Genomic DNA, 16583 nt, shown 5'->3' with positions numbered 1-16583 from the left:
CCCTTTCTCACAATCTGTCGTGGCCGTCGGGCCTGATGGGTCTTTTCGAATCTCTGGCCACTCGCGCCGCGATGAACTGTGCCCAGTCCCGTTTGGCCCAGGAGGTCCATCGCATGGCCGTGGTGATGTGCAGTCCGGTCAGATCGGCGAGGACGGAGGCGGGCAGGTCTGCGGCGAGGGCGAGGCGCGCGCCGTTGCGGCCGGCGAAGCTGTCGATGCCAGCACGCTGCAGTCGGCTGGCGACGGCGTTGTCGTGAGCCGGTCGTGTCGCTATCTGCCCTGGGAACAGCCATCCTGGTGCCCGGTCGATCCGTGCGAGTGTCGAGCGTGCGCCGGCGCGGGCCTGGAGTTGCTGGATCAAGTCGGCGAGGCGCGGCGGCAGTAGCAGCCGGTGGCCGTCGACGAGGAGGTAGGTGTGGTCCGTGTCGCGGACGACGTCGGTGCCGCGAAGATGGAGCACCCGGGTCAAAGGAAGCGCGAAGAGCAGGATCAGCGTCCCGGCGACGCGCAGGTCGAGGCCCAGCGTCTCGTCGGTGAGGCAGCGGCGCAGCTGGGCTGTGCGATCGTCATCGTCGAGCAGTACCGTCGGGGCGGCTCTGGCTGCCATCGGGACGGCGAGTTTCGTGGCCAGCCCTCGCTCGTGGGCCCAGCCGAGGAAGGAACGGACCGCGCGCCGTGCGGTCGTGCCGTCCTCCAGCCAGCGGTCGAGGACGGGTTGCGTGAGCGCGTCCAGAGTCAGGGCGTGCTGATCGAGCCAGGCAAGCAGTTCCAACGCGATCAGGATCCGTGCGCGCGCGTAGTCGGCGCTGCCGCGGCGGTAGCCTCCATTGCGGGCGGCGGAACGCCGAGCCCGGCGCAGGACGAACCACTGTGCGAACGGCTTGACGGTTCGGATGTGATGGCTGGGCTTGTCGGCAAGGACCCGGTCCAGCCACGGTCTTAGCCGTTCCAGGTGTTCGTCGCGTGCGGGCAGCACGCCTGAAGTGACGAGGACTTCGCGAATGTAGTGCAGAGGCTGCGTTTGCGGTTGTCGATCGAGGGTGTCGTGAGTGATCGGTTCGGCTGCAGTGCGACCATCAGCGGCATCGAACAATGCCTGCACCTCGTCGTAGCTCAACGGGCGGCGGCCCGGCCGGCCCTCGTACTCGGTGACGTGCGCGATCGTGTTCCATTCGCCGAGCACCTGCTGCGGCGCCTCGCCGAACCGCTCCACGCATACGTTCATCCAGCCGTAACGGGCGTCGGTGACGTAATCCAGGAACATCCGCAGGGCGCCGACGTAGCCGCGAGCAGTGGACACGGCGATCGGCCTGGTACCCGAACGCAGTTGGTCGACGAACGCCTCGACCTCCGCAGCACGCCACTGCCAGGGGTACTGATTACTGAACATCGCCAGCCGGCGAACCACGTCGACACGTCCATCAATGGTGTCTGACTGCAGGAACCTCACCCGCTGCTGCCGCGCCCAACCCTCGATCATCGCCTCGAACACCGCAGGCGCCGGATCCAGATGCACCACACCAGCGGGAATCAACTGAGGAGCAGAACAAGGAAAATCAAGATTAGGCGCGGTCACGTTGCATCCAGAGCAACATCGTTGAAAGCGTTACGGCGAGGCGTGCTGCCCAGGCGGTAGGACCCGGGCAGACGTAACGCTACTTGCGCTTGCCGGGCTTCGACGGCGTCTGCGACAGCGCGCTAGCCGCAGCCGACTTGTCCGCCTTCGACGACTTCGGGTTTGCGAGCACCTTGCCCGCCGCCGAAGCTGCGTTCGAACCGGTCTGCCGGTTGTTTCGAGCCATATTCCACCACCTCCTCCGCAGTTGTTCTGCGGCTCGAGATGTGGTGTCATGCAGGTTCTCACACCGCGCAGCGGACACCACGTCCCTGCCGCAGCGACCGTCCGACCCCTACCGACTCGGGCGGTCGCTGTCTTTCAGCCGTCGGCCGGCACGGCGCAGTAACATCGCGCAGCGCTCGGCCTCGGGCCTCGTCAAGGCGCATTCGACGTTGCAGCGAATGCAATTCCGCTCATTTTCAGCTGCAGCCGCTGGTGGAGCCGCAGCCCTCGCAGACGTAGCAGCTGCCCGCCGGGCGCATCTTCGTGCCGCAGGTGAAGCACAGCGGCGCGTCGGCGGCCTTGCCCTGGACCAGCTCCAGCAGCTCCGTCGACGAGCCGACCCGGCGCGGCGGCTCGACCTCGGCGGGCTTCGACGCCGGCTTCTCGACCGGGGCCGAGTTGCGCATCTCGGTGAGGTCCACGTCCGGGTCGGAGGCGGTGCCGGCGGCCTCGGCGCGCAGCTGGGCCGCGCGCTCCCCCGAGGTCAGGATGCCCAGCTCCGAGCGGGTGTCGAAGTCCAGGAAGTCCAGGGCCAGGCGGCGGAAGATGTAGTCCATCACGGAGGAGGCGAGCCGGATGTCCGGGTCGTCGGTCATGCCGGCCGGCTCGAAGCGCATGTTCACGAACTTCGATACGTAGGTCTCCAGCGGCACGCCGTACTGCAGGCCGATCGAAATGGCGACCGAGAACGCGTCCATGACGCCGGCCAGGGTCGAGCCCTGCTTCGACATCTTGAGGAAGACCTCGCCGAGGCCGTCGTCCGGGTAGGAGGACGCGGTCAGGTAGCCCTCGGCGCCGGCGACGGAGAAGGACACGGTCGAACTCGGCCGCTTCTTCGGCAGCCGCTTGCGCACCGGGCGGTACTCGATCACCTTCTCGGTCTTCACCACGACCTCGGCCGGCTTCTCCGCTTCCGCGGTCTTCGACGAGGCCGAGGCGGACGAGGAGACCGCGGAGAGCGGCTGGCCGACCTTGCAGTTGTCGCGGTAGATCGCCAGGGCCTTCAGGCCGAGCTTCCAGCCCTGGTAGTAGATCTCCTCGACGTCCTCGACGGTCGCCGACTCCGGCATGTTGACCGTCTTGGAGATGGCGCCGGAGATGAACGGCTGGATCGCCGCCATCATGCGCACGTGGCCCATCGGCGCGATGGTCCGCTCGCCCATGGCGCAGTCGAAGACGCTGTAGTGCTCGGGCTTGAGGCCGGGTGCGTCGACGACGTGGCCGTGCGCCGAGATGTGCTCGACGATCGCCTCGACCTGCTCCTCCTGGTACCCCAGGGTGCGCAGGGCGCGCGGCACGGTCTGGTTGACGATCTGCATCGAGCCGCCGCCGACGAGCTTCTTGAACTTGACCAGGGCCAGGTCGGGCTCGACGCCGGTGGTGTCGCAGTCCATCATCAGGCCGATGGTGCCGGTCGGGGCGAGCACGCTGGCCTGCGAGTTGCGCCAGCCGTTCTTCGCGCCGATCTCGTTGCCCAGCGCCCACTGCGCGGTGGCCGCGTCCTTGATGGCGATGTCGACGGCGCCGACGGTACCGATGGCGGCGTTGGCCTCGGCGTGCTTGTGCATGACGCGGGCGTGGGCGCTGGCGTTGCGGGCGTAGCCGTCGTAGGCGCCGACGACCCCGGCCAGCTCGGCCGAGCGGCGGTAGGCGGTGCCGGTCATGAGGCTGCTGATCGTGGCGGCGACGGCCCGGCCGCCCTCGGAGTCGTACGCCAGGCCGCTCGCCATGAGCAGCGCGCCCAGGTTGGCGTAGCCGATGCCGAGCTGGCGGTACGCGCGGCTGGTCTCGCCGATCTTCTCGGTCGGGAAGTCGGCGAAGGAGATCGAGATGTCCATCGCGGTGATGACCAGCTCGACGGACTTCACGAACCGCTCGACGGCGAAGGTGCCGTCCGCGTTGAGATACTTGAGCAGGTTCAGCGACGCGAGGTTGCAGCTGGAGTTGTCCAGGTGCATGTACTCGCTGCACGGGTTCGACGCGGTGATCCGCCCGGTCTCGGGGCAGGTGTGCCAGTCGTTGATCGTGTCGTCGTACTGGATGCCGGGGTCGGCGCACTCCCACGCGGCCTGGGCGAGCTTGCGGAACAGCTCCTTGCCCTTGACGCTGGAGATGATGCTGTTGTCCAGCCGCGAGCGCAGCCCGAACTCGGTGTCGTCCTCGACCGAGCGCATGAACTCGGCGGTGACGCGGACCGAGTTGTTGGCATTCTGATACTGGACGCTGACGATGTCCTTGCCGCCGAGGTCCATGTCGAACCCGGCGTCACGCAGGGCCCGGATCTTGTCCTCCTCGCGGGCCTTGGTCTCGATGAACTCCTCCACGTCGGGGTGGTCGACGTCGAGGATGACCATCTTGGCCGCGCGCCGGGTCGCCCCGCCGCTCTTGATCGTCCCGGCGGACGCGTCGGCGCCGCGCATGAACGACACCGGGCCGCTGGCGGTGCCGCCGCTGGTCAGCAGCTCCTTGGACGAGCGGATCCGCGACAGGTTCACGCCGGAGCCGGAGCCGCCCTTGAAGATCAGCCCCTCCTCCTTGTACCAGTCGAGGATCGAGTCCATCGAGTCGTCCACGGACAGGATGAAGCAGGCACTGACCTGCTGCGGCGAGGACGTGCCGACGTTGAACCACACCGGCGAGTTGAAGCTGAACACCTGGTGCAGCAGCATCCAGGTCAGCTCGTGGCCGAAGATCTCGGCGTCGGCGTCCGTGGCGAAGTACCCGTGCTGCTGCCCGGCCTTCGTGTAGGTCGACACGACCCGGTCGATCAGCTGGCGCAGCGACTGCTCGCGCTGCGCGGTGCCGACCGCCCCGCGGAAGTACTTCGTGGTGACGATGTTGGCGGCGTTGACGCTCCACGCCGTCGGGAACTCGACCCCCCGCTGCTCGAAGTTGATCGAGCCGTCCCGCCAATTCGTCATGACGATGTCGCGACGCTCCCACGTCACCTCGTCATACGGGTGCACACCCTCGGTCGTCCAGACGCGCTCGACCCGCAGCCCCTCCCGCTGGTCCTTGCGTGCCGGCTTCGTCTTCGTCTCCCCCGCCATCCGCGGCCCCCTCATCAGCGTTGTGTCCTCGATCGTCATTTGGCGTCGTCGGTACCGCATGTGCGTACCATCGCGCCGTTTCGTCTGTGGGTCTTTCGCGCGTTTTGTCCGGTTCCCTGCGCCTGTTCGTCCCCCGGCCTCGGCGCTGGTTCGCTGTTGACGCGCTCGTTCGGTCTTTTGTCGCTTCTGCGGGCGCCCGCCGATCGACGGCGCCCGGTTCTCGCGCTCCATGCCCGCGTTCGTTGCCCGTTCGCCGCCCTTGGCGGCGCGTTGCGCTGCGTTCTACCCGTCGCCCGGGATCAGCCGGTGTTGCGGACCGGGCGACCGGCGCTGCTCAGCGCGTCGGCCGGCTCACCGGCCCGGGCGACCGGCGCCGGCGGCCCCTCCCCCGACTGCTCGGGCGGTGCGCCCTTGACCGGCGCCTGGGCCCCGGCCCGCAGCGCCGCGATCTCCCGCTCGAAGTCGCCGAGCGAGTCGAACGAGCGGTACACGCTGGCGAAGCGCAGGTAGGCCACCTCGTCCAGCTCCCGCAGCGGCGCCAGGATCGCCAGGCCCACCTCGTGGCTGGGCAGTTCGGCGGCGCCCCGGGCGCGGACGGTCTCCTCGACCTTCTGCGCCAGCAGCGCGATGGCGTCCTCGTCCACCGGCCGGCCCTGGCACGCCTTGCGCACCCCGGCGATGATCTTCGACCGGCTGAACGGCTCGGTCACCCCACTACGCTTGACCACAGCGAGCACCGCCTCCTCGACGGTGGTGAACCGCCGCCCGCACTCCGGGCAGGACCGGCGCCGCCGGATGATCTGGCCATCCTCAGCCTCCCGGGAGTCAACCACCCGCGAGTCGGCGTGCCGGCAGTACGGGCACCGCATGTCGATGGACCTCTCTCCATGGTACGCCGGATCGGGCCTTGAGAATCCGCCCAAGCCGGACAAAACTGCACGCCAAATCAGCGGGCGTCCCCGAGTGGGGTTACCCGCCGGTCAACTACGGTCAGTGAACAGTGGTTGCCGATTCCACAACCTGTGGACGACTTACACCCCTGTAACTACTACATCTAGGGGTAGACGCTATGCCGATGCCTACGCCGACGCAAGTCAAACGAGGATCCCGACACGAATGTGTCGGGCGTCTCGGCCGCCGCGCCGGGTTGCGGACCGCCGCCCGGCCGCATCCGGCCTGCTCAGCGCCTGCGGGGCAGGATAAGTCGCTGCCCGGCATCGATGTCGTAACCGTCCAGACTGTTGAGACGCCGGATCTCCTCGACCGTCCGGTCGCGCCCCTCCCGCCCCTTGGTCCGCGAGGCGATGTCCCAGAGCGTGTCGCCCGGCTGCACGACGATCGTCGGCACCGGCCCCGGCGGGTCGGCAGCCTGCCCGGGCGCGGACACGAGAGCCACGAGCCCACCGGCGAACGTCAACAGGAAGCAGAACACGACAATCCGGCCCCGCCGAGTGAGGCGGAGCGGTGCTTTGCGCTCGTTTGCGGCCCGCCGTCCCATGTCGGCCCCCTTTTCCGCACACGCGTTCGATCGAACAGCCGTACGATTGTGTATCAGAGCGGGAAGACCCGTGTCGAGCGACTCGCCGAAAAAATGGCACGCCACGTAGTACAGATGTTTGAAACTGTCGTTCCTCGGCGATACGGTGACCGACACACGATCAGGTTCTGATCGGGGTTACCAGACCTATGCGACACACCGGCCCCTCGCACCCGCGCGCGGGCCCGGGTGACGGACCACCCCACGGCCCGTCAGCAGACGCGGCGCGAACCCGCGCCTGCCAACACGAGGGAGGACGACGTGTCAGCCGACGACCGCACCGACGCACCCGCGAGCGAGCCGGGCGAGCTCATCGACGACCAAGGCGCCGAGGTCACCGCCATCGCCGGCCGCACCGGCACGCGCCGCGCCACCCGCCGCCGCGGCGGCGAGCCCGAGATGCGCGCGGTCACCGCCGTGGTGAGCGCCTTCCCGGACCTCTTCGCCGCCGACCTGACCGTCCGCCAGCGCCGGATCCTGGAGTTCATCCGCGCCGCGGTCGAGCGCAACGGCTACCCGCCGAGCGTCCGCGAGATCGGCGAGGCGGTCGGCCTGGTCTCCCCGTCGAGCGTCGCCTACCAGCTCAAGGAGCTCGAGCGCAAGGGCTACCTGCGCCGCGACCCCAACCGCCCCCGCGCCGTCGACGTCCGCCCGCCCAGCGAACTCGTCGCGGTCGACGAGGAGGCCGCCCGGGCCGCCCGCCCCGCCCCGGCCTACGTCCCCGTCCTGGGCCGGATCGCCGCCGGTGGCCCGATCCTCGCCGAGCAGGCCGTCGAGGACGTCTTCCCCCTCCCCCGCGAACTGGTCGGCGAGGGCACCCTCTTCATGCTCCAGGTCAAGGGCGACTCAATGCTGGACGCCGCCATCTGCGACGGCGACTGGGTCGTCGTCCGCCAGCAGCCCACAGCCAACAACGGCGACATCGTGGCCGCCATGCTGGAGGGCGAGGCCACGGTGAAGACCTACCGCAACCGCGACGGCCACGTCTGGCTGATGCCCCAGAACGCCGCCTTCGACCCAATCCCCGGCGACCACGCCACCATCCTCGGCCGCGTGGTGACGGTCGTCCGCCGCATCTGACCCCCACCCACTCCCCGAGCCAGCCGCCGCCCGCACGCCCACAGCCCGGGCGGCGGCCCCACAGCGATCGACCAGGTACATGATCAATGCCAGGTCATGCACCTTTCGCAGCTGTTTGAGGCCCACCTCGGCCATCGCTGGTAGCTGGCGCCGACGCGCTCACCCGCTGCAGACCACCCGCCATTTCACCCATGGCCGCCAGCAGGAGGAGCCGCGGACGCCACCCCCTCGTGCCACCACCGCACGACGGCGAAGCACAGCCATCGACGGCCGGCGACCTCCCGCACCGGGCGTGTCGGTCAACGGTCCGGAGCACAGCCGCCAGACAGCAACCGACCAACGGTAAAGGCCCCAACCGCTCGACGGTGGCCCCTCAACGACGCGGAGTGCAACCGAAACCGCCAGACAGCAACTGACCAACGGCGAAAGGCCCAACCGCCGGGCAGTGGCCAGTCAAGAGCCCGGAGCGCAACCGCCAAGCGGTGGCTGGTCAACGGTGAAAGGCGCAGCCGCCAAGCAACGACCGGCCAGCTGCGAAAGGCGCGGCCGCCGGGCGGTGGGTCGCCAGCGGTGCGGGCCCAGCCGCCAGGCAGGAAGCGGCCAGCGGTGGAAGGCGTCGCCGCCGGGCGGTGGGGCCGCCAGCGGCGCGCTATGGAGCGATGGCTGGTGCCGAAGGTGTCTGGGGCGAGGCGGCGCGCTGGTATCCGGATGTTGTTGCGGTGGGCGATGCATGCCGTGCGTGGCAGACCGAGCTCGACCGGCAGGGGATGCCGCTTCGGGCGCGCCCGCGGGAGGGCGTGGATCCGCATCGCAGGGCGACGGTCGATAACGGCGAGTTGCACGCGGACCTACAGCTAAGCCCGTGGCAGCGACAGTTCTACCTCGCGCTTCGCACCGGTCGGTCCACCCTGCTGCAGGGCTTTGCCCCAGATCTGGCGACAGCGTACGGAGCGGCACGGCTATGGCTGCCCGGGGCGCGGCCGGGACAGGTCGCAGCCGCGTGGCCAATCCTGGGTTCGGTGGCCCTCGCGGATGCCCGGGAGCGCGGCGATCCCCGGGAGTCGAGTTGGCTGTGGCTACTGCGGGGACCCGGTGGGGACCCGGCTGCAGGCCATTCGCGCTCTGGCGTTCCACGAGCCGAGACTGCGCGTCCTGCGCCCGTACACCAGCCACTGGACCCTGTGCTTCAGCAGCACGCCGCAGTGGCCCTTCACCCGGGACCATCCCACGGTCGACCCGGCAGAGACTCTCGGCCGGTACGTGGTCCGCACCCGTCCGGGCCGGGTCTACGACGAGACCGACGCCGCCGGCGCGCTCAGCACGTGCTGGCCGAACTGCCCGACTGACCGGCAGATCAACGGCGTCGCAGACGCCCACCTGAGGACTAGAACCGTCAGGCATTGGACGTCAGCGATGCATCTGGCCGTGTCGCTGGGGGGTCCGATCATGTTCCGGTCGTTCCAGGTCATTCGGACGTGCTCCCGACGCACGTGGGGCTGTCCGTAGCCGGCCGCCGGGACGGACACCAACACGCCGTGCTCCCCACGCACGGGGGTTTCCAGTCCGCGCGCGGTGAAGTCCGCCGCGGGGTCCAGCCGCCACGCAAGGAGCGGGCGGCGGTGAGAGGCATGGCCGCTGGATGGTGGACGGTCAGCAGAAGCGCAGCCAACAGGCAGGGAGCGGTCAGCGGTGCGGGGCGTAGCCGCCGCGCTGGTCGTAGCCCGGCTGGCCGCCGTAGCCGCCGCGGTCCGGGGCTCCGCCGCCGCTCGCGCCGTAGACGTTGCCGCCGCGGTCGCCGCCGGCGCCGTAGACGTTGCCGCCGCCAGGGGCTCCTCCGCGGTCCGGGGTGCCGCCGCCCGCTCCGTAGACATTGCCGCCGCCAGGGGCGCCGCGGTCCGGGGCGCCGCCGCCTGCGCCGTAGACGTTGCCGCCGCGGTCCGGGCCGCCGCCGTATACGCCGCCGCTGCGATCCGGGGCGCCGCCACCGCCGTAGACGTTGCCGCCGCCGGGGCCTCGGCCGCCACCGCCACCACCGCCACTGCCACCGCCGCCGCCAGCGCGGTCGCCGCCGGCGCCGTAGACGTTGCCAGAACGGTCGCCTCCCCCGGCGCCGTAGACGTTACCGCCGCCGGGGGTGCCGCGGTCGGGGGCGCCAGAGCCGGGGCCGTAGGCGCCGGCCGGCACGGCGAAGTCGTCGTCCTGGGACGGGCCGCGGTCGGGGCGGATGCCGCCGGTGTTCGAGCCGGCGGCACGGCGGGCCGCGCGGGAGCGGCGGATGCCCACCACGCCGGCGATGACCAGGGCGAGGCCGATCACGCCGATGGCGGCCACCGCGTAGGTGATGTCCTGCAGGGTCAGCGACTGCAGGAACGACTGGTCCTTCGCCTTCGGGGTGGGGACGTTGGCGCCGCTGCCGCCGAGGGTGCCCGAGATGTCCGTCGGCGTGTACTTCAGCAGCGGGGCCTGCTTCTTCGACGCCTCCACGTCGGAGGCGGTGATGTAGTTCTTGCCGTCCGGGGTGTAGGTGATCGACTCGCCCTGCTGCTCGTTCGGCAGCGGGGTGATGCGCGGCTTGCCGGTGGTGATGGCCTTGATCACGTCGCCACCGGCCACGTCGAACTCGTAGGCATCGGAGTAGGTGCGCACGACGACCTTCGAGCCGTCGGGCGACGACGCGGCGCCGGTGACGAGCTTCCAGCCGAGCAGGCCCAGCGGGTTGGCGGTCTTGGTCTCCTGAGCGGTGAAGTCGCCGACCTTCTTGAGCTTCGGGACGTTCTTGTCGATGTTCGGCACCAGCGGGCTCTCGGGGACGTACACCTCGCACGGGGACGTCTTCGTGATGATGATCGGGGTGCCGTCGCCGTTGATCAGCAGCGCCTCGGCGTCGTGCTTCTTGCCGTCGGGGTAGGCCAGGCGGTTGATCGTCGGCTGCTTGGCACCGTTGGCCATCGTCCAGATGGCGACCGTCGGGCGTGGAGTATCGGAGCCGCCGCTGGAGGGGTCGTTGTCGCCGATGTCGGCGATGAAGAGCGTCCCGTTCTTGTCGATCGCGGCGTCTTCCGGGTCCAGGGCCTTGCTCGGGTAGTCGATCGTCTTCACCAGCTTGCAGGAGTTGTCGAGCTGGAAGATCTTGGGCCTGGCGGACCCCGGCTGGCTGTCCTGGATGGCGTAGTAGCCGGTCTCGGTGGCCACCAGCCCCGAGATCTCCCAGGCGTCCTTGGAGTTGGGCGTGCAGACCGGCGTGCCCGCCGCGGGCGACGGTTCATAGGCCGCGGCCGGGGCGGCGGCGCCGGCCGACAGACAGATCACCGCAGCTGTGCCGCACACCACCCGTCGTCGCATCGCACAAGTCTGGCAGAGCCGGACCGGAATTGGGGGCGCCCGGTCCGGCTGTCACTCCAGGTAATCGACTAACCCAACGCAGCGTGATTAGAACGACATGGCGAACGGGGCGAGCTCGGCGGCGAGGCCCTCGGTGACCCGCGCCCGGATTCGGGTGCCTTCGGCCAGGTGGGAGGTCTCGAGGACCTCACCGATCGAGTGGACCCGCGCGACGAGGTCACCCCGCTCGTACGGCACCACGGCCGTCAGCTCGATCGCCGGCCACGGCAGCCGCCGCTCCACCGCCTCGCGCACGTCGTCGATGCCGGCCCCGGTGCGGGCCGAGGCGAAGACCGCCTCGGGCCACAGCCGCTTGAGGCGCAGCTGCGTCTCCTCGTCGGCCGCGTCGAGCTTGTTGATGACGAGCAGCTCGGGCACCGCGTCGGCGCCGACCTCGGCGAGCACCTCGCGGACCGCCCGGACCTGGGCCTCGGGGTCCGGGTGGGAGCCGTCGACCACGTGCAGTACGAGATCGGCTTCAGCGACCTCTTCCAAGGTGGAACGGAACGCCTCGACGAGCTGGTGCGGCAGGTGGCGGACGAACCCGACCGTGTCCGACAGGGTGTAGATCCGCCCGTCGGCCGCCCGCGCCCGGCGCGTGGTGGTGTCGAGGGTCGCGAACAGGGCGTCCTCGACCAGCACGCCCGCTCCGGTCAGGCGGTTGAGCAGGCTGGACTTGCCGGCGTTGGTGTAGCCGGCGATCGCCACCGCGGGCACCCGGTTGCGCCGGCGGGTGGCGCGCTTGGTGTCGCGGATCGTGGCCATCGCGGCGATCTCGCGCTTGAGCCGCGCGATGCGGGTGCGGATGCGCCGGCGGTCGATCTCCAGCTTGGTCTCACCGGGACCGCGCAGGCCCACGCCGCCGTTTCCGCTGGCCGAGCCGCCGGCCTGGCGGCTGAGCGCCTCGCCCCAGCCGCGCAGGCGGGGCAAAAAGTACTGCAGCTGGGCCAGCTCGACCTGGGCCTTGCCCTCCTTGCTCTTGGCGTGCTGGGCGAAGATGTCCAGGATCAGCGCGGTGCGGTCGATGACCTTGACGTTGACCTGCGACTCCAGCGTGCGCAGCTGCGAGGGCGACAGCTCCCCGTCGCAGATGACGGTGTCCGCGCCGCTGCTCTGCACAACGCCACGCAGCTCCTCGACCTTGCCCCGGCCGATGAACGTGGAGGGATCGGGGCGGCCGCGGCGCTGGATGAGCCCGTCGAGGACCTGGGAGCCGGCGGTCTCGGCGAGCGCGGCCAGCTCGGTGAGCGAGTTCTCGGCGTCGGTGACGGTGCCCTCGGTCCAGACGCCGACCAGCACGACGCGCTCGAGGCGCAGCTGGCGATACTCGACCTCGGTGATGTCGGAGAGTTCGGTGGACAGCCCGGCGACGCGGCGCAGCGCGTGCCGCTCCTCGAGCTCGAGATCGCCGTTGTCGACGAATTCCTCGAACTCCTCAGCGTCCGCGTCGTAGGCGTCTGCGGAAAAGCTCGTTCGTGCGCGCAACATGATCTCCTCGGTAAGGCCGTTCCGACCCCCCAATCCTGTCACCTCACGCGGGCCGTGGCACTTGATATTGCAGCGTGGCGGCATCGACGGGCCGCGATCCGGCGGTACCGGTGCTCCGGCCGGGGGATGCGGAGGGTGAGAATGGACGGGTGACACCTGCCACACACAGACTGCCCAGCGCCGGGTTCTCCATCACCATCCGCGTCTCCGTCATCGCCGACGCCTCCGCCATCGGCCGCCTGACCACCGCGGTCGGCGACGCCGGGGGGATCGTCACCGCCGTCGACGTCGTCGACTCCGACAGCGCCAACGTGGTCGTCGACCTCACCTGCGACACCGCCGACTCCTCCCACGCCGAGCAGGTCGTGGCGTGCTTGGAGAAGCTCGACGGCGTCGACGTGCGCAAGGTCTCCGACCGCACGTTCCTGCTCCACCTCGGCGGCAAGATCGAGGTCGCCCCGAAGGTCGCGCTCCGCAACCGCGACGAGCTCTCCCGCGCCTACACGCCGGGCGTGGCGCGCGTCTGCCTCGCCATCGCCGAAAACCCCGACGACGCCCGCCGCCTCACCATCAAACGCAACACGGTCGCCGTGGTCACCGACGGCTCGGCGGTGCTCGGCCTGGGCAACATCGGGCCCTACGCCGCCATGCCGGTCATGGAGGGCAAGGCCGCCCTGTTCAAGCGCTTCGGCGGGGTCGATGCCTGGCCGGTCGTGCTCGACACCCAGAACACCGACGAGATCATCGCGATCGTGAAGGCGATCGCCCCGGCGTACGGCGGGATCAACCTCGAGGACATCGCCGCGCCGCGCTGCTTCGAGATCGAGGAGCGGCTGCGCGAGCAGCTGGACATCCCCGTGTTCCACGACGACCAGCACGGCACCGCGATCTGCGTGCTGGCCGCCCTCACCAACGCGCTGCGCGTCGTGGGCAAGCCGATCGGTCAGGTGCGGGTCGTGGTGAGCGGGGCGGGCGCCGCCGGTACCGCCATCATGAAGCTCCTGCTCCGCCAGGGCGTCGGCGACGTCATCGCCACCGACCGGCCCGGCGCGCTGCACCGTGGCATGCCCGGCCTCGCGGGCCTGTCCCCCGCGTGGCAGTGGCTCGCGCACAACACGAACAAGGACAACTACGCGGGTGACCTGCGCGGGGCGGTGCGCGGCGCCGACGTCTTCATCGGGGTGAGCGCGCCGAACCTGCTCACCGGCGACGACATCGCCACCATGGCGAAGGACTCGATCGTGTTCGCGCTGGCCAACCCCGACCCGGAGGTCGACCCGCGGGCGGCTCGCGAGCACGCCGCGATCGTCGCCACCGGCCGCTCCGACCAGCCGAACCAGATCAACAACGTGCTCGCGTTCCCGGGCGTGTTCCGCGGCATGCTCGACGCGCAGGCCCGCGAGTTCACCGACGCGATGGCCCTGGCGGCCGCGCAGGCGATCGCGGACACGGTCGGCGAGGACAAGCTCAACCCGACGGTCATCGTGCCGAGCGTGTTCGACGCGCGGGTCTCACCCGCCGTCGCCGCGGCCGTGCGGGCCGCGGCCAAGGGCCCCCAGCTCGACTCGACCCCCGACGGGCAGACCCCTCAGGTGTAGGTAGGGGCCAGCTGACGGACGGCCTGCGCGTCGACGTCGCCGTGCGCGACGATGACCGCAGGCCCCCGCAGCAGACACTCGGCCGGCGACAGGGTGATCGTGAGCCGGCCGCCGGGCACGTCCACGACGACCACCCCGGACTCCAGCCCCGCGTGGTGCAGCGCCGCGGCGGCGACCGCGCAGGCGCCGGAGCCGCACGACTGGGTCTCGCCGGAGCCGCGCTCGTAGACGCGCATGCGCCGGTAGAGGTCCGCGCCGGCCGGGGGCGGGCCGACCGCGGCGAACTCGACGTTGACCCCGGCCGGGAAGATCAGCGGGTCGATGCCGGGCGGCCGGATGAGATCGAGCCCCTCCAGCGTCGGCTCGTCGACGGCGCAGACGAGGTGGGGGTTGCCGACGTCGACGGCGGTGCCGGTGAACGTCGCACCGCCGGTGGTGGCCTCGCTCTGGACGTACACCCTCGGAATGGGCATTCCCGCCGAGATCTCCTCACCCATCGTGACCGGCACGACACCGGCGCGGGTGACAAGGTCGAAGGTGCCCTCGGGGTCGGCGAGTCCGGCCTCGGCGAGGTAACGCGCGTAGACGCGGACCCCGTTGCCGCACATCTCCGACTGCGAGCCGTCGGCGTTCCAGTAGTCCATGAACCACTCGGCGCCCGCCGCGGACGCCTCGGCGTCGGGGTGGGCGGCGCTGCGCACGACGCGCAGCACCCCGTCGGCGCCGATGCCGCGGCGGCGGTCGCACAGGGCGGCGACCAGGGCCGGGGTCAGCGGCAGGGTGCCGTCGGGATCGGGCAGGATGACGAAGTCGTTGCCCGTGCCGTGGCCTTTCGCGAAGCGCATGGCGTCAATCTTGCCCCACGGCGCGCAGAGCCGCCCCGGCGACGTCCGCCGCGGCGCCGTCCAGCCAGACGATCCGCTCGTCGCGGCGGAACCAGGAGCGCTGCCGGCGGACGAACCGCCGGGTGGCGCGGGCCGTCTCGGCGCGGGCCTCGTCGGCCCCGCACGCTCCGTCGAGCATGTTCATGATCTGCCGGTACCCCAGTGCGCCCGCCGCCGTCCGCCCGTCCCGCAGCCCGTGGCGCAGCAGCTCGCGTACCTCGTCGACGAAGCCGGCCGCCCACATGTGCTCGACCCGCGCGTCGATGCGCGCGTCGAGCAGCGCCGTGTCGACGTCGACGCCGAGCTGCAGCGCGTCGTACACCGGCCGGGGCTCGGGCAACACCGCGGTGAACGCGGTGCCGGTGAGCGCGTTGACCTCCAGGGCCCGCACGATCCGGCGGCCGTTGCTGGGCAGGATCCGGCCGGCGGCGACCGGGTCGGCGGCCTGCAGGCGGGCGTACAGCGGCGCGGGCCCGGCCTCGGCGAGCTCGCGCTCCAGCGCCGCCCGCAGCTGCGGGTCGGTGCCGGGGAAGTCGAAGTCCTCCAGGACCGCCCGGACGTAGAGCCCGGAGCCGCCGACGAGCAGCGGCACCCGCCCCCGGGCGGCGATGTCGTCGATCGCGGCCCGCGCCAGGCGCTGGTAGACCGCGACGCTCGCGGGCTCGGCGACGTCCCAGATGTCCAGCACGTGGTGCGGGATGCCGCGGCGCTCGGCGACGGTGAGCTTGGCGGTGCCGATGTCCATCCCGCGGTACAGCTGCATGGAGTCGGCGTTGACGACCTCGCCGCCGAGGGCCTCCGCGAGCACCAGGCTCAGCGCCGACTTGCCCGCGGCCGTCGGGCCGACGATCGCGATCAGGTCCTTCATGCCCACGTCGCCACTACGTAATTGACCCCGTACGGAGCGGAGTCGTACAGCACCGCCCCGCGCATTGCATGATCCTTCGCCCCGGCCAGCACCTGCCAGGGTGCGCGCCCGGCGACCAGCAGCTCCGCGGCCAGGCCGGGGTCGAGCGCGGCCAGGGCTGCGGCGTCGGCGTCGGCCAGGGCGGCCACGACGGCGGCGTCGAAGGCCTCCGCACGCGGGTCGAAGTAGCCGGGGGCCTTCTCGGTGCGGCAGGCGGTGCCGTCCCCGAGCACCAGCAGCCCGACCCGGTCCGCCTCCCCGGCGAGGCCGCGGCCGAGGCGCGCGCACTCCTGCGGCGCGGCGTCGGCGGCCACGCTCTGGAAGTTTCCCGCGGCCGGCAGCAGCCAGGCACCGATCAGCAGGCTGAGGGGAAGCTGCGCGCCGGACGGGTCCCCGACCGCCAGATCGACGCCCCATGGGGACAGGGTTCCCCCGAACGGAGGGTCACGGCGTAACGTCGTGGTATCGGAACCGAGGACGATGAGCGAGTCGACCGAGGCGTTCGCCAGGTGCGCCACCGCGGCGCGGCAGGCTGCCCGCAGGTCGTCGAGCTCGTCCGCCGCGCCGGCGGCCACCTCCGGCACCAGCAGTGGTGGATGTGGGCAGACCGCGGCGGCGACGAGTGACACGGCATAACGTTATCGGGGACGGTCGCTGCGCAGCCGTGGAGGTCGGCCGAGCCGGGGGTGGCGAGGCCACGCGACCTGTGAATGGCACCGGAATGGTCACGGTTCGGCCGCAGGGCCTCGACCGGCCCCGGGGCACACCTGTGAGAATGCCCTGGGGAACTTTGCTGTGCGATGGCGGCGTGACGGTGG

General features: G+C 70.9%; 13 protein-coding genes. 3 read left to right on the top strand and 10 right to left on the bottom strand.

Going from position 1 to position 16583, the window contains the following annotated elements; all coding sequences use genetic code 11:
• Nucleotides 1–7: 7 nt before the first annotated feature.
• The 5 genes from ACQPY0_RS09510 to ACQPY0_RS09490 form a co-directional block, all read right to left on the bottom strand.
• Nucleotides 8–1576 (bottom strand): hypothetical protein, encoded by a 1569-nt coding sequence (locus ACQPY0_RS09510; protein ID WP_432986986.1) that lies wholly within the window; start codon nt 1574–1576, stop codon nt 8–10.
• A gap of 79 nt (nt 1577–1655) precedes the next feature.
• A complete protein-coding gene (locus ACQPY0_RS09505) occupies nt 1656–1802 on the bottom strand; it encodes a hypothetical protein (protein ID WP_432986984.1) in 147 nt (48 codons plus the stop codon).
• Between the two features lie 235 nt (nt 1803–2037).
• Nucleotides 2038–4890 carry a vitamin B12-dependent ribonucleotide reductase gene (locus ACQPY0_RS09500; RefSeq protein WP_432995125.1) on the bottom strand — a complete coding sequence of 951 codons (2853 nt, stop codon included), beginning with the start codon at nt 4888–4890 and terminating at the stop codon, nt 2038–2040.
• 299 nt (nt 4891–5189) lie between these two features.
• Entirely contained in the window at nt 5190–5759 is a 570-nt protein-coding gene (gene nrdR / locus ACQPY0_RS09495; RefSeq protein ID WP_432986982.1) for a transcriptional regulator NrdR, read from the bottom strand.
• A gap of 311 nt (nt 5760–6070) precedes the next feature.
• Nucleotides 6071–6544, bottom strand: coding sequence for a LysM peptidoglycan-binding domain-containing protein (locus tag ACQPY0_RS09490; protein WP_432986980.1), 474 nt, complete (start codon nt 6542–6544; stop codon nt 6071–6073).
• Between the two features lie 282 nt (nt 6545–6826).
• On the opposite strand from ACQPY0_RS09490, the gene lexA reads away from it, so the two are divergent.
• On the top strand, nt 6827–7507 hold the full coding sequence (gene lexA, locus ACQPY0_RS09485) for a transcriptional repressor LexA (protein ID WP_432995123.1): 681 nt from the start codon (nt 6827–6829) through the stop codon (nt 7505–7507).
• A gap of 1032 nt (nt 7508–8539) precedes the next feature.
• A complete protein-coding gene (locus ACQPY0_RS09480; RefSeq protein ID WP_432986977.1) occupies nt 8540–9013 on the top strand; it encodes a DUF6193 family natural product biosynthesis protein in 474 nt (157 codons plus the stop codon).
• Between the two features lie 177 nt (nt 9014–9190).
• On the opposite strand, the gene ACQPY0_RS09475 is transcribed toward ACQPY0_RS09480, so the two are convergent.
• Nucleotides 9191–10849, bottom strand: a complete 1659-nt coding sequence (locus tag ACQPY0_RS09475; protein ID WP_432986976.1) for a hypothetical protein — start codon at nt 10847–10849, stop codon at nt 9191–9193.
• 87 nt (nt 10850–10936) lie between these two features.
• Nucleotides 10937–12460 carry a GTPase HflX gene (gene hflX, locus ACQPY0_RS09470; protein WP_432986973.1) on the bottom strand — a complete coding sequence of 508 codons (1524 nt, stop codon included), beginning with the start codon at nt 12458–12460 and terminating at the stop codon, nt 10937–10939.
• A gap of 26 nt (nt 12461–12486) precedes the next feature.
• Between hflX and ACQPY0_RS09465 the strand changes: the two genes are divergently transcribed.
• Nucleotides 12487–13974: an NAD-dependent malic enzyme gene (locus ACQPY0_RS09465; protein WP_432995121.1), complete on the top strand. Its 1488-nt coding sequence runs from the start codon at nt 12487–12489 to the stop codon at nt 13972–13974.
• On the opposite strand, the gene dapF is transcribed toward ACQPY0_RS09465, so the two are convergent.
• The 3 genes from dapF to ACQPY0_RS09450 are packed head-to-tail and all read right to left on the bottom strand — an operon-like array spanning nt 13965 to nt 16394.
• Complete coding sequence (gene dapF, locus ACQPY0_RS09460; protein WP_432986971.1) at nt 13965–14819, bottom strand: diaminopimelate epimerase; 855 nt, start codon at nt 14817–14819, stop codon at nt 13965–13967. The two genes, ACQPY0_RS09465 and dapF, sit on opposite strands and share 10 nt — an antisense overlap.
• A 4-nt stretch (nt 14820–14823) precedes the next feature.
• Nucleotides 14824–15726, bottom strand: coding sequence for a tRNA (adenosine(37)-N6)-dimethylallyltransferase MiaA (gene miaA, locus ACQPY0_RS09455; protein ID WP_432986969.1), 903 nt, complete (start codon nt 15724–15726; stop codon nt 14824–14826).
• Nucleotides 15723–16394 carry a hypothetical protein gene (locus ACQPY0_RS09450; RefSeq protein ID WP_432986966.1) on the bottom strand — a complete coding sequence of 224 codons (672 nt, stop codon included), beginning with the start codon at nt 16392–16394 and terminating at the stop codon, nt 15723–15725. Before ACQPY0_RS09450 ends, miaA begins: the two co-directional genes overlap by 4 nt.
• Nucleotides 16395–16583: the final 189 nt, after the last annotated feature.

Source organism: Dactylosporangium sp. CA-233914, from assembly GCF_050942935.1.
In the GTDB taxonomy this organism is placed as follows: domain Bacteria; phylum Actinomycetota; class Actinomycetes; order Mycobacteriales; family Micromonosporaceae; genus Dactylosporangium.
Note: the sequence above shows the minus strand (reverse complement) of the source record. Positions and strands in the feature narration are given on the sequence as shown.

Coding starts and splice junctions, on each gene's coding strand:
- ACQPY0_RS09505 (WP_432986984.1), bottom strand. CDS start 1,802: ATGGCTCGAAACAACCGGCAGACCGGTTCGAACGCAGCTTCGGCGGCG.
- ACQPY0_RS09500 (WP_432995125.1), bottom strand. CDS start 4,890: ATGGCGGGGGAGACGAAGACGAAGCCGGCACGCAAGGACCAGCGGGAG.
- nrdR (WP_432986982.1), bottom strand. CDS start 5,759: ATGCGGTGCCCGTACTGCCGGCACGCCGACTCGCGGGTGGTTGACTCC.
- lexA (WP_432995123.1), top strand. CDS start 6,827: ATGCGCGCGGTCACCGCCGTGGTGAGCGCCTTCCCGGACCTCTTCGCC.
- ACQPY0_RS09480 (WP_432986977.1), top strand. CDS start 8,540: ATGCCCGGGAGCGCGGCGATCCCCGGGAGTCGAGTTGGCTGTGGCTAC.
- ACQPY0_RS09475 (WP_432986976.1), bottom strand. CDS start 10,849: ATGCGACGACGGGTGGTGTGCGGCACAGCTGCGGTGATCTGTCTGTCG.
- hflX (WP_432986973.1), bottom strand. CDS start 12,460: ATGCCGCCACGCTGCAATATCAAGTGCCACGGCCCGCGTGAGGTGACA.
- dapF (WP_432986971.1), bottom strand. CDS start 14,819: ATGCGCTTCGCGAAAGGCCACGGCACGGGCAACGACTTCGTCATCCTG.
- miaA (WP_432986969.1), bottom strand. CDS start 15,726: ATGAAGGACCTGATCGCGATCGTCGGCCCGACGGCCGCGGGCAAGTCG.